This is a genomic window from Massilia sp. Masssp94, from assembly GCF_059491305.1.
This window is the reverse complement of record NZ_CP168501.1, coordinates 6,464,189-6,489,585: the sequence shown is the minus strand read 5'-3', so window position 1 is coordinate 6,489,585 and position 25,397 is coordinate 6,464,189. Positions and strand designations below refer to the sequence as shown.

Below are 25,397 nucleotides of genomic sequence, written 5' to 3'. Positions count from 1 at the left end.
TAAAACAGGGGTGCGATTGCGATTTCGGTATCAGCCGAGTGCCGTGTCCAGCACCGTCATGAGGATGAAGCCGAAGACGAGGGCCACGCTGGCCCACGTGCCGTTGCCGTTCTGCTGCGCTTCCGGCACGACGTCGTTGACGATCACGAACAGCATCGCGCCCGCCGCGGCGGCCAGCGCGAACGGCAGCAGGCCGGCCGAGATGCCGATCAGGATGGCGCCGGCGACGGCGGCCACCGGTTCGATCAGGCCGGACGCGACGCCGAGCGCCGCCGACAAACCCCGTCCATAGCCGACCGTGCGCAGGGCCAGCGCGACGACGAGGCCTTCCGGCACGTCCTGGATCGAGATGCCGGTCGCCAGCGAGTTCGCCTTGTCGACGTCGACGCCCGCATACGCGACGCCGATCGCGAGGCCTTCCGGCAGGTTGTGCAGCGCGACGGCCCACACGAACATCCAGGCGCGCTTCAGGGAGTGCGCCGTGCGGGGATCGTCATGAGCCAGAATCCCGTCGGTCGACATGCAGCGGTCGAGGACGAGCAGCAGCGCCGCCCCGGCCATGATGCCGGCACCGACGGACAGGCTGGCGCCCCAGTTGCCGGCGCCACCCGTCCTGGCGGCGGCCAGCGCGGGGATCACGAGCGAGAACGCGGTCGCGCCGAGCATGACGCCGCCGCCGAAGCCGAGGAAGCAGTCGTAGGTGCGGTTCGAAAAATTCTGTGACAGCAGGATGGGCAAGGTGCCGAGCGCCGTCGCGGCGGCGGCCGTCGCACCGCCGACCAGGGCGCCGCGCACGTGGGGCACGTCCTGCAGGACGCCGGCGAGGTAGCCGAAGCCCGTGAAGACCAGGACGGCGCAGCCGAGGAGGCAGACGGCGCAGCCGGCGAGGCGGCGGGGGCGCAGTATCCAGGAGAGTGAGGCGGGTTTGGTCAGGGGTGATTCCATGCGCGGGCTCGGTGTTGGAGATGGACTCACCGTCGCTCCCGCGCAGGCGGGAGCCCAATTTCCTCGGCAGAGTCGCGAAACTTGGGCCCCGCCTGCGCGAGGACGACGGCTTAGTGAAGCTTCGGCGCCCCCGGGCTCGGCTGCGCACCCGGCTGCACGGTCATGCCGTCAGCGAGGGTCTGGTTCCCCATCCCGAGTTCGGCGCCGGTCGTCGGATCGACATTCGGATCGGACATGGTGCGCTCGGCCATCTGCTTGAGCACGTCGACGTTCTTGGCCGGCAGCCTGACTTCGGCCTCGCCCGTGCCGCCGTCGACTGCCATCTGCTTTTCGCGGTCCGTGACGAAGTCCCAGTTTTCGCCCTGGTTCCAGGAGCCGCGCATCTCGCCCGGGCCCTGCGACATGTTGAAGTAGGTGTTGGCGAAGCGCGGGTCGCCCGGCATCTTCCCGGACGGGAAGTTCGGCTGGATCGAGTACAGCGCCTTCTCGAACGACTTCTGGTGCGCGATCTCGCGCGTCATCAGGAAGCCCAGCGCTTCCTTCACGCCCGGGTCGTCGGTCAGCGCGATCAGGCGCTCGTAGACGATCTTGGCGCGCGCCTCGGCGGCGATGTTGGAGCGCAGGTCGGCGGTCGGCTCGCCGATCGTGTCGATGTACGCGGCCGTCCACGGCACGCCGGCCGAATTGACCAGCGGCGTGCCGGCGCCGTACAGCACCTGGGTCACGTGGCTGTCGTTGCCCGCACCCTGGATCTTCTTGTACAGATCCGCTTCGCTGTCGACGGCTTCGGCCAGGTCGCCCTTGGCGCCCTTGTTGAGCATGGCGACGATGTGGCCGATCACCTCGAGGTGGCTCAGCTCTTCCGTCGCGATGTCGAACAGCATGTCCTTGCGGCCCGGATCGTCTTCGCTGACGGCCTGCGTGAAGTAACGCATGGCCGCGGCCAGTTCGCCCTGCGGGCCGCCGAACTGTTCGAGCATCAGGTTGGCCAGCCCCGGATTTGGCTCACTGACACGCACGGTGTACTGCAGGCGTTTGTTATGTGCAAACATTCCGATTCCTCCAGTGTGTGATTGGATGACCGCGCGGAATGCGTCCTGCATTACCGCGCGGACAAACGGAAGCGCCGTAGCGCGACCGGTCGATGCCATCTTGGCAGCGTTGCGGCGCCGAGTAATCAGAAACCAAGCCGTGTCTGTGTAGGATTGGAGGCGACATCCTGTCGAGCCGCGCGGGATTCTGAACAGGTGGAAACAGTCGAAGATTGCCAGTCTGTGCCGGACAGTCCGTGCGTCATCGGCCGACAAAACAGTGCGGCGCCCTCCTACGCGGGAGCTCTAGCGTCGGCACTAACATGGGTCTATCGCTACCCCACAGCCAACAGGAGACGATCATGTTTTCCCTGAACAAACTGAGTCCTTCCATCACCGACATGATCCGCTTCGATCACTCGCACGTGATGGTGACGTTCCACCAGTACACCCGCGACAAGCGCCCCAGCGTCAAGAAAGCGCTGGCGGAAACGATCTGCGACGCGCTGGAAATCCACGCGACGCTGGAAGAGGAAATCTTCTATCCCGTCATGCGCCCGCGCGCCCACGACCAGAAGGTCATGGACAAGAGCGAGCCGGAACATGACGAAATGCGCGCCGTCATTGCGGAGCTGCGCCGCACCGATCCGAAGTCGCCGCGCCACGACGAACTCGTGTTCGAACTGATGCGCGACGTGCAGCACCACGTGGCCGACGAGGAAACCGTGCTGCTGCCGGAAGCCGAGCAGACGCTCAGCAAGGACCGCCTGTCCGAGCTGGGCGCGCAGATGACGAAGCGCCGCCTGGAACTGGTGACGCCGAAGGCCGGCAAGATCGCGGCCAACACGGCCGTCGGCTTCTCGGGCAGCACGGCCGCCATCGTCGTCGGCGTGGCCAGCGCCCTGTTCGCGGCCCGCGCCTTTACCCGCAAGCCGTCGCACGCCTGACCCTTTTCCGCAGCGGCGCAAGCCGCCTGCGCTCCCCCGGCATGGCGTTCCGCGCGCCTGCCTCGCCCGCAATCGCGTCCGCGCGTGGTTGCGGGCTTCTTTGTTTACTGACCCATCCAGCGCAGGAGCAAGGGCACGAGCCACGGCGCCAACAGCGCCGTGAGCACGCCGTTGATGCCCATGCCGAGGCCCGCGTACGCGCCCATCTCCGGACTGACCTGGAACGCGCGTGCCGTCCCGATGCCGTGCGACGCGACCCCGAGCGCGAGGCCGCGCGCCGCATGCGAATCGATGCGCAAGGCGTTCATCAGGAAGCGCGCCGTCACGGCGCCGAAGATGCCCGTGCCGATCACGAGGACGGCCGTCAGCGCCGGCACGCCGCCCAGGTGCTCGGACACGGCCATCGCGATGGGCGTCGTGGCCGACTTCGGGCCCAGCGAGCGCGCCAGCTCGGGCGATGCGCCCATCAGCACGGCGATGCCGACCGCGCTGACGATGGCCGTCACGCACCCGGACACCAGCGCGCACGCAAGCGGGAACAGGCTGCGGCGCAGGCGCGGCATCTGGCGCGCGAGCGGCACGGCGAGGGCGACGGTGGCGGGACCGAGCAGGAAGTGGACGAACTGCGCACCGGCGAAATAGCGCTGGTACGACATGCCGCTGGCCGCGAGCACGAGGCTCACGAGGGCGATCGCGATGGCGACGGGATTGGCGAGCGGCGAAAAGCCGCAGCGTGCATAGACCCATTGCGCGAACACGTAGGCGCACAGCGTGACCGTGAGGCCCAGCAGCGGCGACGCGGACAGGTAGACCCAGAAGTGGGTGAATTCCTCGACATTAAACATCGCGGCCCTCCCCGTTCTTGTGGGCGGGCGTGAGCGCGCGCAGCACGAGCGCCGTCACGGCAAGTGTCAGCAGGGTGCTGCCGACGACGGCCGCGCAGATCGCGAGCCAGTGCCCGCTGCCGCTCGCCGCGGCGACGATGATGCCCACGCCCGCCGGCACGAACAGCAGCGACAGATGGCGCAGCAACTCGTTCGCGCCCGCCTCCACGGTGTCGTGCAGGCGCGGGAACGCGACGAGCGCCACCAGCAACAGCAGCATGCCGGCCACGGGACCCGGCACTGGGAGCCGGAGCAGGAAAACGAGCCCCTCTCCCAGGCACTGGAAAACGAGCAGTACGGCAAACGCGATCAGCAAGCGACCTCCTTCGATGTTGGTTCCCCGAAGGATAGCATCCGGCTCAGCGCCGCGTCGGCTGCACGAGGCTCGTCATCGCATCCACATACGTCTTCTCGTCGTCGGCGTACAGCGGCAGCAGCGGCGTGACGGAGACCTGGTTCAGCTTCGTGCGGCGCCGCGCGCCGGTCGCCGGATCCTTGAAGACGGCATACGGCACGTCCTGGATCACGTACGGCGCGCCGTTCACGTGGCCGATGATCATCAGCACGTGGCCCGGCACGACGACGAGGTCGCCCACCTGCGCCTCCCGCACCGCTTTTACACGCGCTTCATGGGTGTCCGCCGCAGTGAACGCGCGGTGTTTCAGCGCCGTCGACGTGCCTTGCAGCCCGGAACTGTGCTGCAGCAGCAGGCCCATGGTGCGGTAGGTCTCGGCGATCAGGCCGCTGCAATCGCGCGCGTCGAACTGGTGGCCCCACCCGTAACGTTCGCCGAGCAGCTTGAACGACTGCCGGATGATGTTCGCGCGCGTGAGCGGCAGGTAGCCCGGCGCCGTATCGGCGCTGCGGCGAATCAGCGCCGGCCGGATCGCGAGCGAGCCGTCGGCCTGGCGCACGGGCAGCAGCACGGGCCACGACGCGTACGGGCTCGCGCCGTTGACCGGCTGGTCGGGCGGCACGTCGGCGCGCGGCAGGGCCACGCCCATGTCGAGATCCAGCTGCGACACGGCAGGCAGCTCGCGCGTGTGGACCGTGACCACATGGTCGCCCGTGACGACGCGGCCAGGCGGCAGCGCCGCGTAGCCGAACACCGCATCCGCCGTGCCGATGGCGATGTCGTCGGCGTCCACCCACGCCGGGCCCTGCGTCGTCACGGCGAGCAGCCAGCCGCCGTCCGCGCTCGTGTGCGCGACGAGCACGGGCTCGCCCGGGAACAGGGTGCCGGCCGTGAGGCTTTCGAAATCGGGTTGGCCGAGGCTCGCGTAGAACACGCGGTCGCTCGGGTAGGTGCGCAGCGCCGCGCGGCGTACCGCGAGGCCGTAGCGGGCCGGCGCCGTCACCGGGACCTGCCCGGCGGCCGTGGCGTCACGGAGGGTCTGCAAGGTGTCCGGCCCGACGGGATGGCCGGCGTCGTCGACCGCGACCTTGACGGGCGTCTGCTGTTCGGCGCCGCGGATCCAGTCGAGTACCTGGTCGCGCGTGAGGGTCGCGGGCAGCTTGCGGACGTCGACGAAGCCGCCGCCCGGCGCGTAGGCGGCGGCCCGCTGCGCGGCGGTGGCGCGGGCGTCCAGCAGCACGGCGTCCGGCCCGGGTGCGCGCCGGATCCAGTAGTCGGGGGACAGCATCGCCTCGTCGAAGGCGGGGATGCCGGCTTTCGACACGGCCGGCTGGGCGGCGGTGGCGCCGCCCGCGATGGCGAGGCCGCAGGCGATGGCGGCCAGAAGACGACGTGCGGCGTTGTGCGCTGCTTTCGTATGCATGGGTCTCCTCCGGATCGTGGATCCGGAAGTGTAGCCCAACGTGAACGTTTACGCGGCGGCCAGCGCCTTCATCGGGGTCCGCGCGGAAATGCCCGGACGCGCCGGCGCCGGTGCCGCGCCCTCGAGCTTGAACTGGCCCACCAGCGACACGAGCAGGTCCGCCTGCTGCTGCAGGCTGTCCGCCGCGGCGGCCGCCTCTTCGACGAGGGCAGCGTTCTGCTGTGTCGTGCCGTCCATCTGCACGATGGCCTGGTTGACCTGGCCGATGCCCGTGCTCTGCTCCGCGCTGGCGGCCGAAATTTCGGCCACGATGTCGCTCACGCGGCGCACGCTGGACACGACGTCGTCCATCGTGCGGCCCGCGTCCCGCACGAGCGCGCTGCCCGCTTCCACCTTGCCGGACGCATCGCCGATCAGGGCCTTGATCTCCTTCGCGGCGGCCGCGCTGCGCTGGGCCAGCCCCCGCACTTCCGACGCGACGACGGCGAAACCGCGGCCCTGCTCGCCCGCACGTGCCGCCTCGACGGCCGCATTCAGTGCGAGGATATTGGTCTGGAACGCGATGCTGTCGATCACGCCGATGATGTCGACGACCTTGCGCGACGCGGTGTCGATCGCGGCCATCGTCTCCACGACTTCGGCGACGACGGCGCCGCCGCGGCGGGCCGTCTCCGACGCGGAGAGCGCGAGCTGGTTGGCCTGGCGCGCATTGTCGGCGTTCTGCCCGACGGTCGACGTGAGTTGTTCCATCGACGCCGCCGTCTCTTCCAGCGCGCCGGCCTGCTGCTCGGTGCGGCCGGACAGGTCCATGTTGCCCTGGCTGATCTCGACGCTCGCGGCCGCGACGCTGCCGGCGCTCGCGCGCACCTGCACCAGCACTTCCTGGATCTTGGTGACGAAGCCGTTGAAACCGGCGGCGATCCGTGCCAGCTCGTCGGTGCCGTTCGCGTCCAGGCGGGCGTTCAGGTCGGCGTTGCCGGTGGCGAGGTCCGTCATGGTGGCGCCGAGGACGCGCAGCGGGCGGGTCAGGCGGCGCTGCACGGTCACCATCACGATGGCCGCGACGATCGCGCAGACCAGCGACGCGAACAGCGAATAGCCCATCAGCTGGCGCGCGCTGGCCGTGGCGACAGCGCGCGGGAACGAGAGTTTGACGGCCCACGGCGCGAGGTCCGGGTGGAGGCGCAGCGGCTGCAGCAGGTGCACGACGCCGGCCGTGTCGATGTATTCATAGGTCTCGCCGGCGCGCACGGCCGCGAGCGCGGCGGGCGGCAGGTCGTCGGCCTTCTTGCCGTTCCGGCTCGTATCCGGGTGGCTCGCATACAGGCCGCCGTTGGAGACGAGCGACAGGCCGCCGCCGTCGATGACCTTGATCTTGCCGAGGATCTCGCCCAGGTGCGTGAGCTGGAAGTCGGCGCTGGCCACGCCGCGGAACTCGCCCTTGACGAGGATCGGCGCCACCAGCGACGACATCATGATGTTCTTGCCGTTGACGGCATACCCGTACGGCTCGGTGAAGAATACCTTGCGCGTGGCCTTGGGGATGTCGTACCAGTCGTTCGCGCCCGGGGTGGTCGGGAACACGATCGGTTCCACGTGCAGCGTGCCGTCCGGGTTGCGCGTGTAGTACGGCATGTAGCGGCCGGTCGCGTCATATTCCGGCGCCTTGCCCGCGAAGTCGGCGTCCTTGCCGTCCAGCGCGTCCGGCTCCCAGGTCACGGCACCGCCGATCAGGTCGCCAAAGCTGCGCAGCATGCCTTGTGTCATCGCGGACACCTGCGGACGCGACGGCGCGATGTCCGCTTCGCGCAGCGCGCTCATCGCGGCGGCAAGGTTGGTGACGGCGCCCAGCTTGGTACCGATCTGCGCCTGCACGGCGGCGGCGGCTTCGCGCGCGGACGTGCGGGCCTGGTGCATGCTCGCGTCCTCGGCGTTGCCGCTACTGCGCACGGCGATGACGGCCGACGTGACCGCGAGGCTCAGCACGACGAGCGTAGTGGCCGTCGCGCAGATCTTCGCGGTCAGCGAGAGAGACGACAGGGGGTTGCGACGCATTGTTTCTCCTCGATTCAAAATTTGCGGGTCAGCGACAGCACGACGGCGCGGCGGGCGACGTTCGCCACGGCCAGGCGGCCGTCGCGGCGCGGCACGCCCGTCGTGTAGCCGTTGTAGATGCCGGTCGCACCGATGGCACGGGTGTAGTTCAGGGCAACGGTCCAGCCGTCTTCGAGCTTGTGCGTCAGGCCGGCCTTCAGGTCGCGCCAGTCCCAGATACCGTTGCCGCTGCCGGCCACGCGGCCGTCGCCGGCATGCAGGTTCAGGGTCAGCGACTTCGTCAGCGGCTGGTCTGCGCCGACGTCCAGGTAGCCGGTGCCGCGGGCATTCGCGATGCCGAAGAAGTCGCGGCTGAATGTGTAGTTGTAGCGGGCGTACAGCGATTTCCAGGTCACGCCGGCGGACAGCTCGCCGTAGTCGAACGACGTGTCCGTCGCGCTGATGCGCGCGCCCGGGTATTTGTACCAGTAGACCATCGCGGACCAGCCGACGGGACCCGCGCTGCCGCTGTAGCCGCCGTACAGGTCCCATTCGACGGTGCCGCTCTCGATGAACCTGTCGCTGACGTTGATGACGGACGTGCCGGCCGACCAGCCGCTCGGATGCGCATAGTCGATGCCGGCCATCGCTGCGGGGCCGCCCCACGTCTGGCGGATGCCGCGCGAGACGTATTGCGAGCTGACGGAGACGGTGGCGCTCAGCGGGTCGTCGGCGGGCACCTCCGCCGTCAGCGGCGCGCCGGATTCGCCGGCGTGCGCGCACGAAGCCGCGGCCAGCAGCAGGAAGGTTAACGGAGCAAGGCGCCGGGTAGTCATGGTTTGTGGTTGAATTTCAGTAGGTATTGATGCCGTACGGAAATTCTAGTGCCGAGCTTGTGGCTTTTGGTTACAAACCGATGAGAAAATCTGTGGGAAACGGGCGAATGAGACGTGCGCGCAACACTCCGATATTTGTCTGGAAATGAAGTGCACAGGTGTTCGCAAAAAATCGCTTAACACCTTGAAAATGTTTGAATTCTTGCCTGCGTACGGCGTGGGCTCCCCGAGCCCACCATGCCGGTCACGAATCAGGCGGCGGTCTTCAGCGCCCCACGGCGCAACTGGTCGCGCTCGATCGACTCGAACAACGCCTTGAAGTTACCTTCGCCAAAGCCCTCGTCGCCCTTGCGCTGGATGAATTCGAAGAACACGGGACCCAGCTGCGTTTCCGAGAAGATCTGCAGCAGCAGGCGTTGCGTGCCCCCTTCGGTCGTGCCGTCGACGAGGAGGCCGCGCGCCTTCAGCGCCTCGACGTCCTGGCCGTGGCCGGGCAGGCGCGTTTCCAGCATCTCGTAATAGGTGGCCGGCGGCGCGGTCATCAGCGGCACGCCCGCGGCGCGCAGGCCGTCGACGGTGGAGAAGATATCGTCCGTGAGCAGCGCGATGTGCTGGATGCCTTCGCCGTTGTACTTGAGCAGGAATTCCTCGATCTGGCCGCCGCCCGCCTTGCCCTCCTCGTTCAGCGGGATGCGGATCATGCCGTCCGGCGCCGTCATCGCCTTCGAGGTCAGGCCCGTGTACTCGCCCTTGATGTCGAAGTAGCGGATCTCGCGGAAGTTGAACAGCTTCTCGTAGAAACCGGCCCAGTACGACATGCGGCCGCGGTAGACGTTGTGCGTGAGGTGGTCGATGATCTTCAGGCCGTGACCGGCCGGGTGGCGTTCCGTGCCGTCGATCCATTCGAAGTCGATGTCATAGATCGATTTACCGTCTTCGAAGCGGTCGATCAGGTACAGCGGCGCGCCGCCGATGCCCTTGATGGCGGGCAGGCGCAGCTCCATCGGGCCGGTCGGGATGTCCAGCGGCTGGGCGCCCAGCTCGAGCGCGCGCGCGTAGGCTTTATGGGCGTTCTGGACGCGGAAGGCCATGCCGCAGGCCGACGGGCCGTGCTCGGCCGCGAAGTAATAGGCGGCGCTCTTCGGCTCGTTGTTGACGATGAAGTTGATGTCGCCCTGGCGGTACAGCACGACGTCCTTCGAGCGGTGCACGGCCACTTTGGTGAAGCCCAGCGCTTCGAACACGGGCTCCAGCACGCCCGGGGTGGGCGACGCGAATTCCACGAACTCGAAGCCCATGAGCCCCATCGGATTGTCATACAGGTCGGCCATTGTCTATTCCTCTTTTCATTAAAATGTTCGCGCCTTCCGGCGCGTTCGCCTGTCATTCCGCGAACACGTCGCCAATCAGTCCCCGCAGCCACTGGATGCCGGGATCGTGGTTGAAGCGCCGGTGCCAGAAGACGTTGGTCTGCAACGCCGGCAGGGCGAGCGGCGGCTCGATCCACTTCAGGCCGAACGGGCTCGCCGCGCTTTCGGCCAGTTTTTGCGGCACCGTCACCACCAGCTCGCTCGTGCTGACGATGTACGGCACCGCGGTGAAATGCGGCACCCGGAACCGGGCCCCGGCCGTCACCCCGGCCTTTTCCAGCAATCCATTGATGCGGTCGTAAGGACTCTGCGCCGCATCGACGATCAGGTGCGGCGCCGCCACGAACCGTTCCAGGTCCACCTTGCCCTTCGCCAGCGGATGGTCCTTGCGGAACATGCTCACGAACGGCTGGCGGAACAGCGCGCGGTGGTACAGCGCGTCCGACACGTCCTCGAACGCGCCGATCGCCAGGTCCACCCTGCCCGTCTCCATATCGTCCTTCAGGGTCAGCCCGTTCGCCCGCAGCGACGCGATCTCCACGTTCGGCGCGACCGTGCGGCAACGCTCGATCAGCACGGGCATGAAATACACCTCGCCCACGTCCGTCATCGCCAGCGTGAAGCGGCGGGCGCTCGTGGCCGGGTCGAAGCGGCTGCGCTGCGACAGGGCCAGTGCCACCTGGGCCATCGCGGCGCCGATCGGCTCGGCCATCTGCTGCGCGAGCGGCGTGGGCTGCATACCGTGCGCCGTGCGCACGAACAGCTCGTCGCCGAACGTGCGCCGCAGCCGGGCCAGCGCATTGCTTACGGCCGATTGCGTCAGGCCCAGACGCCTTGCGGCGGCCGAGATCTGGCGTTCGCGGTAGACCTCCTGAAATACCGATAACAGATTCAGGTCGATGCTAGAGGGTTCGATCATGCGGGAGATAGGGTTATTGATGGTCTAAATAGTCTACATTTTTGTATTCATCTCGTAAAACTGGCCGCGCTCCACTAGAGTGTCGTAAACACCACGCAATCTGGAGACACTCTTGACCGCTTCAACCGACCGCTACATGTCCGGCTTCGCCAACGAATTCGCGACGGAGGCCCTGCCCGGCGCGCTGCCGGCGCACCGCAATTCGCCGCAGCGCGTCGCTTATGGTCTGTACGCGGAACAATTGTCTGGCACGGCGTTCACGGCGCCGCGCAGCCACAACCGCCGCTCGTGGCTGTACCGCATCCGCCCGGCCGCGATGCACGGGCCGTTCGAGGCGATGGGCAATGGCCGCATCGCCGCCGGCTTCGACGGCGTGGCGGCGTCGCCGAACCAGATGCGGTGGAGCCCGCTGCCGATGCCGGACGCGCCCACCGATTTCGTCGACGGCCTCGTGACGATGGCCGGCAACGGCTCGCCGGCCGCGATGTCCGGCTGCGCGATCTACCTCTACGCCGCGAACCGCTCGATGCGCGGGCGCTATTTCTATTCGGCCGACGGCGAGCTGCTGGTCGTGCCGCAGCAGGGGCGCCTCGCCATCGCCACGGAATTCGGCCTGGTCGACGTCGAGCCGCAGGAAATCGCCGTCATTCCGCGCGGCGTGCGTTTTGCCATCGACCTGCCGGACGGCGCGGCACGGGGCTATGTCTGCGAAAACTTCGGCGCCCTGCTGCGCCTGCCGGACCTGGGTCCGATCGGCTCGAACGGCCTCGCCAACCCGCGCGATTTCCTGACGCCGGTCGCCCGCTACGAAGACGTCGAGGGCGATTTCGAGCTCGTCGCGAAATTCGGCGGCAACCTGTGGCGCGCGGGCATCCGCCATTCGCCGCTGGACGTCGTGGCCTGGCACGGCAACTACGCGCCGTACAAATACGACTTGCGCCATTTCAACACGATCGGCTCGATCAGCTACGATCACCCGGACCCGTCGATCTTCCTCGTGCTGCAGGCGCCGTCCGACACGCCGGGCGTCGACACGCTGGATGTCGTGATCTTCCCGCCGCGCTGGCTGGCCGGCGAGGACACGTTCCGCCCGCCCTGGTTCCACCGCAATGTTGCGAGCGAATTCATGGGCCTCGTGCACGGCGCCTACGATGCGAAGGCGGAAGGTTTCGTCCCCGGCGGCGCGAGCCTGCACAACTGCATGAGCGGGCACGGTCCGGACGCGGCCACGTTCGACAAGGCGAGCAGCGCGGACACGAGCCGGCCGCACAAGGTGACGGACACGATGGCGTTCATGTTCGAGACGCGTAATCCGCTGGTGGCGACGCCGTACGCGCTGCAGTCGCCGCAGTTGCAGGGGAATTACCAGGACTGCTGGGCGGGGATTGCGAAGCATTTCAATCCGGCAAAGCGATAACCCGTCGTTCCCGCTTTCGCGGGAACGACGCGAGCTTCTGTGCGACCTTGTTCAATTCCCTCGTGCGATGATTAATCCGTCATCTCACCCGGGACCCGCATGGTCGACATCGTCATCATCCTCGCCCTCATCCTGCTCAACGGCGTGTTCTCCATGTCGGAGCTCGCGGTGGTGTCCGCCAAGCGCCTGCGCCTGGAAAAGATGGCCGACGAAGGCCGGCGCGGCGCCGGTACCGCGCTCGACCTGCATGACGATCCGAGCCGCTTCCTCTCCACCGTGCAGGTGGGCATCACCCTCATCGGCATCTTCAACGGCGCGTTCGGCGAAGCGTCGCTCACGGCGCGCCTGACGCCGGCGCTCGCCGGCATGGGCGTGCCGGACGGCTATGCGCGGCTCGTCGCGCTCGCGATCGTCGTGGCCGGCATCACGTTCTGTTCCATCGTGCTGGGCGAGCTGGTGCCCAAGCGCATCGCGATCCTGTATCCGGAAACGATGGCGGCCATGATCGCGCGCCCGCTGCAATTCATGGCCCGTCTCGCGCATCCGTTCGTGCGGCTGCTCGCGATGACGACGGACGGGATCATGCGCCTGCTCGGCATGCACCACCACAAGGACGAGACGCCGACCGAGGAAGACGTCACGGGCATGATCAAGGAAAGCACGGACGCGGGTGTGTTCGAGAAGGCGGAGTACGACATCGCCGCGCGCGCCCTGCGGCTCGACGACTGGCACCTGCGCGCGCTGATGACGCCCCGGGTTGACCTGGAATTCCTCGACCTCGACCAGCCGCTGGAACGCAACCTCGCGCGCATCGCGGAATCGCCGTACAGCCGCTTTCCCGTGTACCGCGGCGACCGCTCGCAGGTGCTCGGCATCGTGCGTGCGCGCAACCTGTTCGGCCAGGCGATCCGCACGCAGTCGCTGGCCGGCATCGACATCGAGGCCGCCCTGGAGACGATCCTGTACCTGCCCGAATCGAGCAGCGCCATCGACCTGCTGGAACAATTGAGGCAGCACCGCGCCGAGCTGGCGATGATCGTGGATGAATACGGCGACATCCAGGGCATGATCACGCTGACCGACGTGATGAGCGCGCTCGTGGGCGACGTCACGCCGACGAGCGACCACGGCCAGCCCGACGCCGTCCGGCGCGACGACGGCAGCTGGTTCGTCGACGGCGGCATGGTGCTCGACCGCTTCCGCTACCTCACGGGCGCCGACATCGACTTCCCCGACGAGGACAGCGGCGCCTACCACACGCTGGCCGGCTTCATGCTGTACCAGCTCGCCGTGATTCCCCGCGCGGGCGACCGGCTGGACTGGGAAGGCTGGCGGTTCGAAGTCGTCGACATGGACGGCAACCGCATCGACCGGCTGCTGGCTTTTCATCTGCCTGCGCCGCCGGCGCGCACCTGACCCGGGCGGAACCGGCGGCCGGTTTCACGATCCTATCCACCAAGGAGGTTCCAATGAAGCTGCATACCGTCGCCGGCATGGCCGGCTGCCTGTTCGCTACCGTGGCCGCCGCCCAGCACCCGCAGCCCGCCGGCGCCCCGAAGGCCGGCGACACGCGCGCGCTCGAAGCGGGCGCGAAGCTCTTGCAGGGCAATGCGCCGCTGGCCGGGTTCGACATCTACCTGAATGGCTTTCATCCGATGAAGGAGCAGCCGGAGATGCAGGTCGAAGCCCACCACTTCTGCCGCCAGGTCAACGAGGACTTCGCGCAATGCGCCCTGTTCGACGGCAATACGCGCGCGGCCAACCTGAACGGCATCGAATACATCATTTCGGAAAAGCTGTACGGCAGGCTGCCGCCCGACGAGCGCCAGTACTGGCATCCGCACAACGGCGAGATCCTCAGCGGCCAGCTGATCGCGCCCGGCCTGCCCGAGGCGGCCGAACACGCGCTGATGAAAAAGAAGATGAACAGCTACGGCAAGACGTGGCACGTGTGGAACACGGGTGCCAACGGCAAGCCCGGCGACGCCCTGCCGCTGGGCGTGCCGATGCTCGCGTGGTCGTTCAACCGGGATGGTGAGCTGCTGCCCAACATGCTCGAGGAGCGCGATACCCGCATGAAGATCCACACCGGCGACCGGCGCAAGTCGCGCGCCGACCTGAAGCCGCTCGCACATCCGCAGGGCGGCGTCGACGCGCTGAAGGGCAAGTTCCCGCGCCAGACGCAGGACATGCCGGGCGTCGTGGACAGCCAGCCCCAGCCGCCGAGCAAATAATCTATTGAGTTATAGATTGTAGTTTTATAGAATGAGTGCATGGACACCGTCACGACTCTCCCGCCGGACGCCATGCGCGTCGCCGCGGCCCAGGCCGGCGGCCTGCTGAAGGCGCTCGCGAATCCGGATCGCCTGCTGCTGCTGTGCCAGCTCACGCGGGGCGAGCAGCCCGTCGGCGCGCTGGAAGCGGCGCTCGACATCCGCCAGCCCACGCTGTCGCAGCAGCTGGCGGTGCTGCGCCAGGAAGGCCTCGTCGCCACGCGGCGCGACGGCAAGCAGATTTTCTACAGCGTGGCGAGCCCGGAAGCGCTGGCCGTGCTGCGGTTGTTATACCAGCTGTATTGTCCGAAGGAGGACTGATCATGCGGATCGACTGGCTCCATTTCACCCCGTGGGCATCGCTCGCGGGCGGCATACTCATCGGCCTGGCCACGGCCCTGCTCCTGCTGGCCAATGGCCGCGTCGCCGGCATCAGCGGCATCGTCGGCGGCCTGCTGCGACCCAGCCGCGGCGATATTGCGTGGCGCGTCACGTTCATTCTCGGCCTGTTCGCCGCGCCGCTCGTGTGGCTGAGCATGCGCGCGATGCCGCCGGCGCAGATCGACCATTCCCCGGCGCTGCTCGCCGTGGGCGGCCTGCTCGTGGGGATCGGCACCCGCTTCGGCAACGGCTGCACGAGCGGCCACGGCGTGTGCGGCATCGCGCGCCTGTCGCCCCGCTCGCTGCTGGCCACGGCCTGCTTCATGGCGGCCGGTTTCGTCACCGTCTTCATCGTGCGCCACGTGCTCGGGCGCTGAGGAACCTTTCATGAATCTCGTTACCGCCTTCCTCGCCGGCCTGCTGTTCGGCGGGGGCCTGATCCTGTCCGGCATGAGCAATCCCGCCAAGGTGCTCGCCTTCCTCGACGTGACCGGCACCTGGGACCCGTCGCTGGTGTTCGTGATGCTCGGGGCCATCCTCGTCGCCGCCCTCGCCTTCCGCTTCGCGCGCACGCGCGTGCGGCCGCTGTTCGGGAGCCAAATCCGCGTGCCGGGCGCGGGCCGCATCGACGCGCCGCTCGTCCTGGGCAGCATCACGTTCGGCGTCGGCTGGGGCCTCGTCGGTTATTGCCCCGGTCCGGCGCTGACGGCGCTGGCCGTCGGCGGACGGTCCACCCTCCTGTTCGTTGCGGCGATGGTGGCCGGCATGGCAATATTCGAAGTGGCCGAGCGTATCCGCGCCGGCATCGAGGCTCAACGCGGCGGTACCCGCGCCGCGGCCGGCCCTTCGGGAGAATGAATGCACAACAATCCGATCCAGTTGTTCGACGCCGCGTCGTCGACCTTCACGTACATCCTCGCCGCGCCCGGCAGTGACGCCGCGGTCATCATCGACCCCGTCGACCAGCACGTCGAACGCGACCTCGCCCACCTGCGGCGCCTGGGCCTGCGCCTCGAATACATTCTCGAGACGCACGCCCACGCCGACCACGTGACCTCCGCCGGCCGCCTGCGCCAGCTGACGGGCGCGCGTGCCGCCGTGCCGAGCGGCTGCGGCATCCCGCCCGCCGAAGTGCAGCTGCAGGACGGCGACATCATCCGCTTCGGCGCCGGCGAGACGATCGCCGTGATCCACACGCCCGGCCACACGGCGGGCAGCATGTGCTACGTCTGGCGCGGCAATGTGTTCACGGGCGATACGCTGCTGATCGACGGCTGCGGCCGCACCGATTTCCAGGGCGGCAGCGCGGCGGCGCTGTACGACAGCATCACGCGCAAGCTGTTCGCGCTGCCGGATGCGACGCGCGTGTGGCCGGGGCATGACTACAGGGGCCAGTCGGTGTCGACGATCGGCTGGGAAAAGGCGCACAACGCGCGTGTGTCGGGGCGGTCGCGCGAGGATTTCGTGACGCTGATGGACGGGTTGAACCTGCCGCAGCCGAAGCTGATCGACATCGCCGTGCCGGCGAATCGCAACCTCGGGCTGCCGCACGGCGTCTGATCGGATACCGGGGCCGCCGCCGAACCCGCGCGGCGGCGGCCTAGCCGTTGCGTTGCCGGTGGAGCCGGAACGCGTCGCGAATATTTCTCACCAGTTCGCCATCGTCCCATGGCTTGGTCATGAACTTGAAGAGTTCCCCCTGGTTGACGCTGTCCGTCACCGCCGCGAGATCGGTAAATCCCGACAGGATGATGCGTATCGTATCCGGGTAGAGCTCCCTGACGATCCGCATGAACTGGGTCCCCGACATGTTGGGCATGCGCTGGTCGCAAATGATGACCTGCACCTTGTTCAGGGCAAGCAGGTTGAGACCCTCCTGCCCTCCGCTCGCCGTCAACACGCGGTATCCCTCGCGCCGCAGCAGTCGCCTCAGCGTCGACAGGTTGTTGGGTTCGTCGTCGACGATCAGGAGCGTATCTTCATCGACCTGCGGTCCGAGCGTCAGCAGCGTTTTTTCGACGAGCATGGTTTCGAATTGCGCGGCCGGCACCGCCTCGCTGAAGTAAAACCCCTGCAGTTCGTCGCAACGGCGCCGGCGGAGGAATTGCAATTGCCCTTCCGTTTCGACCCCTTCCGCGACCACGCGTAAATGCAGGCTGTGGGCCATCGCAATGACCGCAGTCGCGATCGCCGCATTCCCGGCATTGGCATTGACGTCGCGGATGAACGCGCGATCGATCTTGACCGCGTCGAACGGGAAACGCTGCAGGTGGGCGAGCGAAGAATGCCCGGTGCCGAAATCGTCCAGGGACAACTGGATACCCAGCGCCTTCAAGGCCTGCAGATTCGCCGCGGCCAGCTCCACGTCATTCATCACCATCGATTCCGTCAGCTCGAATTCGAGATGGTGGGCCGGCAGCTGGTGCCTGGACAGCGCATCCGTCACGTCCTGTACGAATTTTCCATTCCTGAGCTGCGCCGCCGACAGGTTGACCGCGACCGGCACGACGTCGATCTTCCCCTGCAGCCAGCGCGCCTGCTGGGCGCAGACGGTATCGAGAACCCAGTCGCCGATCGGCTCGATCAGCCCAACCTCTTCCGCGAGTGGAATGAAGGTGCCGGGAAACACCAGTCCGCGCTGTGGATGCCGCCAGCGAATCAGGGCTTCCGCGCTGACGATGCGTCCACTCACGAGGTCAACCCGTGGCTGGTAGTACACGACGAATTCCTGCGCATCGAGCGCGTGCAGCAGCTCCGATTCCAGTGCGAGCCTGGCAGCGTGAGAGGCATTCATCGCCGGCGAGTAATACAGATAAGGTTCGCCCAGCCGCTTGGCGCTCTGCAGCGCCGCTTCCGCATGCTTGAGCAGGGTTTCGGCATCGCCGCCATCGCGGGGACACAGCGCCAATCCGGCCCGCGCCTGGACACGTGCTTCGTGCGGCCCCAGCCGGAAATGCTGGTTGATGGTCGCCAGGATGAACTCATCGACGATATGTTCGAGGTCGGCGTCCTGCGCCAGTTCGGCGACGGCGATCGCAAACGTGGCGCCACCGATCCGCGCCACGCTGACACCCCCCGGCAGCGCCTCGTCCAGCCGCTGTGCGACCTGTTTGAGCAGGGCGTCGCCCATGTGGCGTCCGAGTGCATCGTTCAGTTGCGTGAACCGATCGATATTCACCAGGATCGTGCCGACATGCTGTCCCGCCTGCGCCGAGTGGATGAATTGCCCGAGCCTGTCCTCGAACAGCCTGGCGTTCGGCAGTCCGGTCAATACGTCGTAATACGCCAGATAGCTGAGCCGCTCCTTGTTGTCGATGAACTGCAATGCAAAGTTGATGTCACCGACCAGGTCATCGAGGAGCTTGAGTTCCTCCGCATCGAAGAACCCGGCGGTATCGGCAATGAACACCATCACGGCGTCGACGCGACCGGCCGGCGCCAGCGGCAGCGCGGCAACGGCACGCTGCCCTTCCTCGAGCATTTCCCTCGCCAGCGGCGCCAGCCCGGGATCCGTCGCGACGTCATTGCAAATCACCGCCCGCGCTTCGCGCGCCGCCACGCAGGCTGGCCTTGCGCTATCGATACTGTCGGCGCGTAAGGTCAAGTGCACCCGGTCGACGTTGCGCCGTTCGCCGCCGCACCACGCCACGACCCGCCCCTCGAGCACATCGGGCTCGAACGCGCCGATCCATGCCGTCTTGAACGCGCCGACGTGCACCGCGATCCGGCAGACCTCGCCGAACAGCTCGTCACGCGTGTGGATCCGGGCGATCGCCGCATTGACACCGCTCGACACGGCGTAGATCCGGCTGAGGCGCATGATCTTGTCCTGCGCGAGCAGGCGCTCGGTGACGTCGTGGGCAAGGACGAACCTGCACGCGCGTTCGCCGAACCACAAGGGATGCGACGTGATTTCCACATGAATGACGGAGCCGTCCTTCCTGACATGCCGCCAGATGCCGGACTTTTCGATACTCGGTACCTGCGGCTGCCGCAGGTTGTCGTCCAGCCGCTCGAGATCTTCCCGCAAACGGATATCGCGGAGCGTCATGGCCAGGAATTCCGCTTCCGAATAACCGTAATGGACGATGGCCGCGGCATTGACCGCCATGAAGCGGAACGTTTCGAGGTCATACACCCACATCGGTACTGGATGCGCGTGAAACAGCGCGGAAAATCCGGCGTCTGATGGTTGAATCATGATATTCCTGGACAGCTGCTTATAAAATACATGCGGGAAGACATCCGCCATTCCGGGAGGAGTCCAGTTCAAGATTGCTCGAACCGCCGTGTTTTTGCAAGTCCATCTTTTTACGACGAAATCCCGCCTCGATATTCGCGTACGAGTTCGCGATCGCGTGGTCACATCCGCCACCGTTTGCTTTAAAATCCTTGTCTTTTAGCAAGCGGGCACCATGGCTTCCGACCACACGACACTCCACCGCGGCCTCAAGAGCCGGCACATCCAGTTGATGGCCCTCGGCGGCGCCATCGGCACCGGCCTGTTCCTCGGCGTCGCGGAAACGGTCAAGCTGGCCGGTCCGTCCGTCCTGCTCGGCTACGCGGTCGCGGGCCTGGTCGCCTTCCTGATCATGCGCCAGCTGTCCGAGATGATGGTCGACGAACCGGTCGCCGGCTCGTTCGGCCACTTCGCCGACAAATACTGCGGCCGCTTCGCCGGCTTCGTATCGGGCTGGAATTACTGGGTGCTGTATGTGCTCGTCAGCATGGCCGAGCTGTCCGCCGTCGGCATCTACGTGCAGTACTGGTTTCCGGGCGTGCCGGCGTGGGTGTCGGCGCTGGGCTGCTTCGTGCTCGCGAACGGCATCAGCCTCATCAACGTGCGCGCGTTCGGCGAGAGCGAGTTTTGGTTTTCCGTCATCAAGGTGGCAGCCATCATCGCGATGATCGTCTATGGCGTGTTCCTGCTCGCGAGCGGCGGGGCGGGACCGCAGGCCGGCGTCAGCAACCTGTGGACGCACGGCGGCTTCTTCGCCCACGGCATCCAGGGTCTCGTGATGTCGATGGCGATCATCATGTTCTCGTTCGGCGGCCTGGAGGTCATCGGCATCACGGCGGCCGAGGCGGCCGATCCGTCCCGCTCGATCCCGCGCGCGACGAACCAGACGCTGTGGCGCATCCTCGTGTTCTACGTCGGCGCGCTGGCCGTGTTGTTGTCGCTGTACCCGTGGGACCAGATCGTGCCCGGCGCCAGCCCGTTCGTGCTGATCTTCAAGGCGCTCGACGCCGGCGTCGTCGCGCACGTGCTGAACGTCGTCGTGCTGACGGCCGCGCTGTCCGTCTACAACAGCTGCGTGTACTCGAACAGCCGCATGCTGTACGGCCTCGCCGTGCAGGGCCACGCGCCGCGCGCGCTGCTGCGCGTGAACGAACGGGGCGTACCGCTGGCGTCGCTCGCCGTGTCCGCCGTCGCCACCGCGCTGTGCGTGGGCGTCAACTATGCCGTGCCGGGCAAGGCGCTGGGCCTCCTGATGGGTCTCGCCGTCGCCGGCATGCTGATCAACTGGGCGATGATCAGCTGGTCGCACCTGCGCTTCCGCGCCGCCAGGCAGGCCGCCGGCGAGCGCACGGCGTTCCCGAGCCCCCTCTACCCGCTCACGAACTGGGTGTGCCTGCTGTATCTCGGCGGGATCGTCGCGATCATGTATGCGACGCCGGAACTGCGCGTCTCGGTGTGGATGATTCCGGCCTGGCTCGTCGTGCTGGCGATCGGCTACCGGGTGGCCGAGGGCCGGCGCGCGCGCATCGCCCGCGCGACTTCGTGATCACGGGCGCCGGTCCGGTCGCGCAACGTCGTACAGGGCGTCTAACGGCACGCTGGCCGATCATGCGCACCCGTTCGAAGCGAAGGCGCTGATCCTGAAAGGCGAGATCCGCCTGCACGCGGGCGGCGAGATCAAGATCTATCGGGCCGGCGACGTGTTTCACCTGCGCCGCGACGAGCCGCATCGCGAGAGTTACGCGCCCGAGGGCGTGGCCTATCTGTCGGGCCGGCGGTAGGGTGGGCACAGGGTCCCCACCCTACGCCCGCTCCTCGGAGAGAACCAGCACGGGCTGCGCGCCGGCCGCGCGGAACACGATGGCGAAGCAGTCGAACCAGTCCTGCGGATCGGAGCACCCGTCGGCCAGCATCGCCCGGTACGCGTCTTCCGCGCGGTATGCGTACACGACCACGACTTCACCCGCCGCATCGGCGAACCAGCCCTCGTCGTCCGCGCGCGGCCGCACGCCGTCGCCATGACGGCCATGCCAGCCGTGCTGCGCCGGATCGTACAACAGCACCTCGCGCCCGCACACGGGGCACGCGGCATGCACGGGTGCGACGGGCGCCGCGACCGTCTTGCGCCCGAACAGCCCGCGCCGCTCGCGCCGCCGCGCCGTGCGCAATTTCAGTTCCCAGCTGCCGCAGGGGCAGCCGAGCCGGCGCGCGAGGACGTCCGGGCCGTGCGGCACCCCGCGCACGGCGGGTGCCGTGACGCTGGCCAGCATGAACGGCGCCAGGTTGGCCGGAATGCGGGCACCGAGCAGGGCGATGAGGTCGGACACGGTCCGGATCCGTTATCAGAAGTACTTGGATAGATAGTACACGCCGGAGTCCGGGAACACGGTCGCCACACGCTTGCCGGCGAGGCGCGGTAGCAGGTGCGCGATGCCGGCCGCGACGCAGCCGCTGGACCCGCCCGCCAGGATGCCCTCTTCCGCCGCCAGCCGGCGGCACCAGTCGAGCGCGTCGTCGTCGGCCACCTGCACGACGTCGTCGACGATCGCGGGGTCGAAGCTGCCGGACGGCTGGTGTTTGCCCACGCCTTCCACGACGCTGGCGAACTCCCCGTCGGTGGGCGTGTCCGTGACGAGCTTGCGGTACGCCGAGTTGCGGGGCTCCACGCCGAGCACGACGAGGTCCCGCTTCTGTTCCTTCAGGTAGCGGCCGATGCCGGAGATCGTCCCGCCCGAGCCGATGCCGCACACGAACACGTCGATCTCGCCCGCGAGCTGGCGCCACAGTTCCGGCCCCGTGTCGCGGTAATGGGCTTCGCGGTTCAGCGCGGAGCGGTACTGGTCGAGGAGGTGGACGTTGTCGCCCTGCGCGAGGCGCTCGGCCACGGCCTGGTAACCGGCCGCGGGGTCGAGGCCGTCGTCCAGCGCGCACAGGTGCACCTCGGCCCCGTAGGCGCGGATACGCTTGATCTTTTCGATGCTCGTGGTCTGCGGCACGGTCACGTCGCATTGCAGGCCCAGCACGGCACTGGCCATCGCGAGCGCGGCGCCCGTGTTGCCGGACGAGCTCTCGACGACGCGGTCCGTCCCCGCCGGCAGGCTCTTGAGCATATGGCGGACCATGCGGTCCTTGATGCTGCCGCCCGGATTCATGTATTCCAGCTTCGCAACCACGTCGCAGCCGGGGAACAGGCGGCCCAGCCTGACGACGGGCGTGTTGCCGATCGCGTCCAGCACGGAAGATTTGACTTGGGATTCCACGCCGCTCCTTTCAGTGAGATTGCCGCCGAGAAAGGCTAACACAACAATCCGCCGCATGGCGTCGGATTGAGACGGTCCCTACCTTAACCGGATCGGGTCCGTTCCCGCAAGACATTCGGCGTGCCGGTGCGGTCTATTGGGTTCGTCCAGGCAAATACCGTGTCCACGTGACAATGCGTGTATTTATGGGGCATGTTCCTTTGCTAAGCTCGCTGTTTTTGATAACGATCGCAAAGGATGTCCGGATGCCCTTCCTGTTTCGCGCCACGGTGCTCGCCGCTGCCCTGGCCACACTGCTGCCCGCCACAGCCGCCGTCGACCTCAATGCCCGCGTTCCCGTCGGGCCGCAGGTCAAGGTCGGCACGCTGGCGAACGGCCTGACCTATTACATCCAGAAGAACGGCAAGCCCGAGCACCGGGTCGAGCTGCGGCTCGTGGTGAAGGCCGGCTCCGTGCTCGAGGACGATGACCAGCAGGGTCTCGCCCACATGGTCGAACACCTCGCCTTCAACGGTTCCACGCACTTCAAGAAACAGGAACTGGTCTCGTACCTGCAATCGATCGGCGTGAAATTCGGCGCCGACCTGAACGCCTACACGGGCCTGGACGAGACGGTCTACATGCTGCCCGTGCCGACCGACCGCAAGGAGAACGTGGAGACGGCCTTCACGGTGCTGGAAGACTGGGCGCACGGCGTCACGCTGGCTGCGGACGACATCGACAAGGAGCGCGCGATCGTGCTCGAGGAAGCGCGCCTGCACAAGGGCGCGCAGGAGCGCCTGCGCAAGGCGCTCGCGCCGAAGCTGTACAACGGCTCGCGCTATGCGCTGCGCGAGCCGATCGGCAAGGAAGACGTGATCCGCACCGCGCGGCCGGAGGCGCTGCGCCGCTTCTACCGCGACTGGTACCGGCCGGACCTGATGGCCGTGATCGTCGTCGGCGACATCGAGCCGGCCGAGGCCGAGCGCCTGGTCAAGGCGCACTTCGCCGGGCTGACCAATCCGCCGCAGCCGCGCCCCCGGACGTACACCGACATTCCCGCACGAACGGGGACGGAAGCGTTCGTGTTCGCCGACGAGGAAATGCCCCGCAGTGCCGTCGAGCTCAACTACCCCGTCCGGCTCGAGCCGGACCTCGGGACGTACGGGAGCTACCGCGCCAAGGTCGTGGACAACCTCGCGGCCATCCTGCTGAGCCTGCGGCTGGGCGAGCTGACGCAGCAGGCGAATCCGCCCTTCCTCGGCGCGGGCGGCCGCACCGTCCCGGTGACCGCGCGCCACAAGGCGTTCTCCATCAGCGCCGCGGTGGGAGCGGGCGGCGTGGTCCCGGCCGTCGCGGCCGTCGAGCAGGAAATGCACCGGGTCCGCCAGTTCGGATTCAGCGAAGCGGAGCTGGCGCGTGTCCGCAAAGTCGTCCTGAATGGGATGGAAAGCGCGGTCAAGCAACGGGACACGACGGATTCCGGGCGGTACGTTGCCGAATACCAGCGCAATTTCCTCGCCGGCGAGAGCATCCCGGGCATCGAGGCCGAGTTCCATCTCGTGCAGGAATTGCTGCCGGGGATCACGGTGGCCGATCTCAATGCGGCCGCCCGCAAGGCGTTCCCGGCGGATGCCGGCAAGCTCGTCGTGTTCGCCGGCAATACGAAGGCCGGCCCCGCGCCCACGACGGATCAATTGCTGGCCGCCGACACGGCCGCCGCGCAGGCCACGGTCACCGACCGCGCCGAGAAGAAGGTCGCGCAACGCCTGATGGACCGTCCCGCCACGCCCGGCCGCATCGTGACCGAAACGCGCGACGAGACGCTCGGCCTGACCCGGCTGACCTTGTCGAACGGGGTGCAGGTCGTCCTCAAGCCGACCGCCTTCCGCAAGGACGAGGTGCTGCTGGGCGCGGTGCGCTACGGCGGCCAGACGCTGGTCGACGAGAAGGACCTGCCGAACGCGCGCGCCGCCACGGGGCTGGCCATGTCGATGGGCATCAAGGACTTCGCGCCCACGGACCTGATGAAGATGCTCGCGGGCCGGCGCGCGGCGGTGACGCTCGGGATGTCCGACTACACGGACGAGATCGGCGGCCAGTCGGCCAGCGGTGCCGAAGACCTGGAGACGATGTTCCAGATGCTGTGGTTGCGTTTCGACGGCGTGCGGCGCGACGAATCCCTGTACAAGGCGTACATGGGCGCGCTCGGCGACATGGTGCGCAACCGCGCGGCCGCCCCCGAACAGCGCTTCGCCGAAGCGGTCGCCGACACGCTCTATGGCCGCCATCCGTACGAAGGGCGCATGCCCACGCAGGAAGACCTCGGCAAGATCGACCTCGACCGCAGTCTCGCCGTGTACCGGCAGCGCTTCGCCAGCGCGAAGGGCCTGACGTTCGTCGTCGTCGGCGACTTCGATCCGGCAACCATCAAGCCGCTCGTGACCGCCTACCTCGGCACGTTGCCGACGCCCGACCTGCCGCTCGCCTACCGCGACGTCGGCCTGCGCATCGCGCAAGGTGTCGTCAAGAAGGAAGTCCACGCGGGCACGGAGCCCAAGAGCGTCGTGTCGCTGACGTTTTCCGGTCCGGCGGCCTGGTCGCCGGCCGAGGCGCTGCGCATGAATGCGCTCATCGAGGTGATGAATTTGCGTGTGAACGCGGTGTTGCGCGAGAAGCTCGGCCTGATCTATTCGGGCCAGATGGCCGGCGCGGTGCAGCGCATCCCGTACCAGCACTACGAAATCAGCACGCAGCTGCCGACCGGCCCCGAAAAGGTCGACCAGCTCGTCGCCGCCCTGTTCGCGGAGATCGACAGCGTCAAGGCCAACGGCCCGACGCAGGCGGAGCTCGACAAGGTCAAGGCCAACTGGCGCGTGGTCCACGAGCGTTCGCAGCACGAGAACGGGTACTGGCTGCAGAGCGTGAAAGTGTCCCTGCTCGACGGCACGCCGCTGTCGCACCTGCTGACGGTCATGGACGAGGTCGACGCACTGACGGTGGCGGACGTGCGTACGGCCGCGCAGCGCTACTTCGACAAGGACAACTATGTCCAGGTCGTCCTGCTGCCCGAGGCCGACGTGAAGACGGCCAGCAAGTAGGT

General features: G+C 67.4%; 23 protein-coding genes. 11 read left to right on the top strand and 12 right to left on the bottom strand.

All coding sequences use genetic code 11. The annotated features are described in order from the left end of the window. Positions 1 to 30: 30 nt before the first annotated feature. Both ACEN9G_RS28500 and ACEN9G_RS28495 read right to left on the bottom strand, forming a co-directional pair. Positions 31 to 945, bottom strand: a complete 915-nt coding sequence (locus ACEN9G_RS28500; protein ID WP_483127363.1) for a ZIP family metal transporter — start codon at positions 943 to 945, stop codon at positions 31 to 33. A gap of 110 nt (positions 946 to 1,055) precedes the next feature. Beyond that, positions 1,056 to 1,997, bottom strand: a complete 942-nt coding sequence (locus ACEN9G_RS28495; RefSeq protein ID WP_413344715.1) for a manganese catalase family protein — start codon at positions 1,995 to 1,997, stop codon at positions 1,056 to 1,058. 341 nt (positions 1,998 to 2,338) lie between these two features. Here ACEN9G_RS28495 and ACEN9G_RS28490 point away from each other — a divergent pair, with 341 nt between their 5' ends. Then, on the top strand, positions 2,339 to 2,923 hold the full coding sequence (locus tag ACEN9G_RS28490; protein ID WP_413344713.1) for a hemerythrin domain-containing protein: 585 nt from the start codon (positions 2,339 to 2,341) through the stop codon (positions 2,921 to 2,923). Positions 2,924 to 3,027: 104 nt separating this feature from the next. On the opposite strand, the gene ACEN9G_RS28485 is transcribed toward ACEN9G_RS28490, so the two are convergent. From ACEN9G_RS28485 to ACEN9G_RS28455, 7 genes are all read right to left on the bottom strand, one after another. Continuing rightward, positions 3,028 to 3,768: an LrgB family protein gene (locus ACEN9G_RS28485; protein ID WP_413344711.1), complete on the bottom strand. Its 741-nt coding sequence runs from the start codon at positions 3,766 to 3,768 to the stop codon at positions 3,028 to 3,030. After that, positions 3,761 to 4,123 carry a CidA/LrgA family protein gene (locus tag ACEN9G_RS28480; RefSeq protein WP_413344709.1) on the bottom strand — a complete coding sequence of 121 codons (363 nt, stop codon included), beginning with the start codon at positions 4,121 to 4,123 and terminating at the stop codon, positions 3,761 to 3,763. Before ACEN9G_RS28480 ends, ACEN9G_RS28485 begins: the two co-directional genes overlap by 8 nt. Positions 4,124 to 4,166: 43 nt before the next feature. Continuing rightward, a complete protein-coding gene (locus ACEN9G_RS28475; RefSeq protein WP_495605491.1) occupies positions 4,167 to 5,585 on the bottom strand; it encodes an SH3 domain-containing protein in 1,419 nt (472 codons plus the stop codon). A gap of 48 nt (positions 5,586 to 5,633) precedes the next feature. Next, a complete protein-coding gene (locus ACEN9G_RS28470; protein ID WP_413342805.1) occupies positions 5,634 to 7,640 on the bottom strand; it encodes a methyl-accepting chemotaxis protein in 2,007 nt (668 codons plus the stop codon). A gap of 14 nt (positions 7,641 to 7,654) precedes the next feature. Beyond that, a complete protein-coding gene (locus ACEN9G_RS28465; RefSeq protein ID WP_413342803.1) occupies positions 7,655 to 8,455 on the bottom strand; it encodes a TorF family putative porin in 801 nt (266 codons plus the stop codon). Between the two features lie 251 nt (positions 8,456 to 8,706). Continuing rightward, positions 8,707 to 9,786 carry a 4-hydroxyphenylpyruvate dioxygenase gene (gene hppD / locus ACEN9G_RS28460; RefSeq protein WP_413342801.1) on the bottom strand — a complete coding sequence of 360 codons (1,080 nt, stop codon included), beginning with the start codon at positions 9,784 to 9,786 and terminating at the stop codon, positions 8,707 to 8,709. 52 nt (positions 9,787 to 9,838) lie between these two features. Beyond that, complete coding sequence (locus tag ACEN9G_RS28455; protein ID WP_413342799.1) at positions 9,839 to 10,744, bottom strand: LysR family transcriptional regulator; 906 nt, start codon at positions 10,742 to 10,744, stop codon at positions 9,839 to 9,841. Between the two features lie 136 nt (positions 10,745 to 10,880). On the opposite strand from ACEN9G_RS28455, the gene hmgA reads away from it, so the two are divergent. The 7 genes from hmgA (at position 10,881) to ACEN9G_RS28420 (ending at position 16,375) form a co-directional block, all read left to right on the top strand. Beyond that, a complete protein-coding gene (gene hmgA / locus ACEN9G_RS28450; protein ID WP_413342807.1) occupies positions 10,881 to 12,161 on the top strand; it encodes a homogentisate 1,2-dioxygenase in 1,281 nt (426 codons plus the stop codon). A 99-nt stretch (positions 12,162 to 12,260) separates the two neighbouring features. Continuing rightward, complete coding sequence (locus ACEN9G_RS28445) at positions 12,261 to 13,577, top strand: hemolysin family protein (protein ID WP_413341773.1); 1,317 nt, start codon at positions 12,261 to 12,263, stop codon at positions 13,575 to 13,577. A gap of 53 nt (positions 13,578 to 13,630) precedes the next feature. Further along, positions 13,631 to 14,395, top strand: coding sequence for an OBAP family protein (locus tag ACEN9G_RS28440; protein ID WP_413341771.1), 765 nt, complete (start codon positions 13,631 to 13,633; stop codon positions 14,393 to 14,395). Between the two features lie 39 nt (positions 14,396 to 14,434). Continuing rightward, the gene (locus ACEN9G_RS28435; RefSeq protein WP_413341769.1) at positions 14,435 to 14,755 is read left to right on the top strand and encodes a metalloregulator ArsR/SmtB family transcription factor; all 321 of its coding nucleotides are present in this window, start codon (positions 14,435 to 14,437) and stop codon (positions 14,753 to 14,755) included. 2 nt (positions 14,756 to 14,757) lie between these two features. After that, a complete protein-coding gene (locus ACEN9G_RS28430) occupies positions 14,758 to 15,192 on the top strand; it encodes a YeeE/YedE family protein (RefSeq protein WP_413341768.1) in 435 nt (144 codons plus the stop codon). A 10-nt stretch (positions 15,193 to 15,202) separates the two neighbouring features. Next, on the top strand, positions 15,203 to 15,673 hold the full coding sequence (locus tag ACEN9G_RS28425; RefSeq protein ID WP_413341767.1) for a DUF6691 family protein: 471 nt from the start codon (positions 15,203 to 15,205) through the stop codon (positions 15,671 to 15,673). Next, entirely contained in the window at positions 15,674 to 16,375 is a 702-nt protein-coding gene (locus ACEN9G_RS28420) for an MBL fold metallo-hydrolase (protein WP_413341765.1), read from the top strand. A 40-nt stretch (positions 16,376 to 16,415) separates the two neighbouring features. Here ACEN9G_RS28420 and ACEN9G_RS28415 read toward each other — a convergent pair whose 3' ends face one another. Further along, positions 16,416 to 19,016, bottom strand: a complete 2,601-nt coding sequence (locus ACEN9G_RS28415; protein ID WP_413341764.1) for an EAL domain-containing protein — start codon at positions 19,014 to 19,016, stop codon at positions 16,416 to 16,418. Positions 19,017 to 19,230: 214 nt separating this feature from the next. On the opposite strand from ACEN9G_RS28415, the gene ACEN9G_RS28410 reads away from it, so the two are divergent. Beyond that, positions 19,231 to 20,601 carry an amino acid permease gene (locus ACEN9G_RS28410; protein WP_413341762.1) on the top strand — a complete coding sequence of 457 codons (1,371 nt, stop codon included), beginning with the start codon at positions 19,231 to 19,233 and terminating at the stop codon, positions 20,599 to 20,601. A 52-nt stretch (positions 20,602 to 20,653) separates the two neighbouring features. Next, positions 20,654 to 20,836, top strand: coding sequence for a cupin domain-containing protein (locus ACEN9G_RS28405; RefSeq protein WP_413341775.1), 183 nt, complete (start codon positions 20,654 to 20,656; stop codon positions 20,834 to 20,836). Positions 20,837 to 20,857: 21 nt separating this feature from the next. Here the strand turns inward: ACEN9G_RS28405 and ACEN9G_RS28400 are convergent, their stop codons facing one another. Both ACEN9G_RS28400 and ACEN9G_RS28395 read right to left on the bottom strand, forming a co-directional pair. Then, positions 20,858 to 21,382 (bottom strand): hypothetical protein, encoded by a 525-nt coding sequence (locus ACEN9G_RS28400; protein WP_483127361.1) that lies wholly within the window; start codon positions 21,380 to 21,382, stop codon positions 20,858 to 20,860. Positions 21,383 to 21,397: 15 nt separating this feature from the next. Continuing rightward, positions 21,398 to 22,315 (bottom strand): PLP-dependent cysteine synthase family protein, encoded by a 918-nt coding sequence (locus tag ACEN9G_RS28395; protein WP_413343811.1) that lies wholly within the window; start codon positions 22,313 to 22,315, stop codon positions 21,398 to 21,400. A gap of 245 nt (positions 22,316 to 22,560) precedes the next feature. Here ACEN9G_RS28395 and ACEN9G_RS28390 point away from each other — a divergent pair, with 245 nt between their 5' ends. Then, positions 22,561 to 25,395 (top strand): M16 family metallopeptidase, encoded by a 2,835-nt coding sequence (locus ACEN9G_RS28390; RefSeq protein WP_413343809.1) that lies wholly within the window; start codon positions 22,561 to 22,563, stop codon positions 25,393 to 25,395. Positions 25,396 to 25,397: the final 2 nt, after the last annotated feature.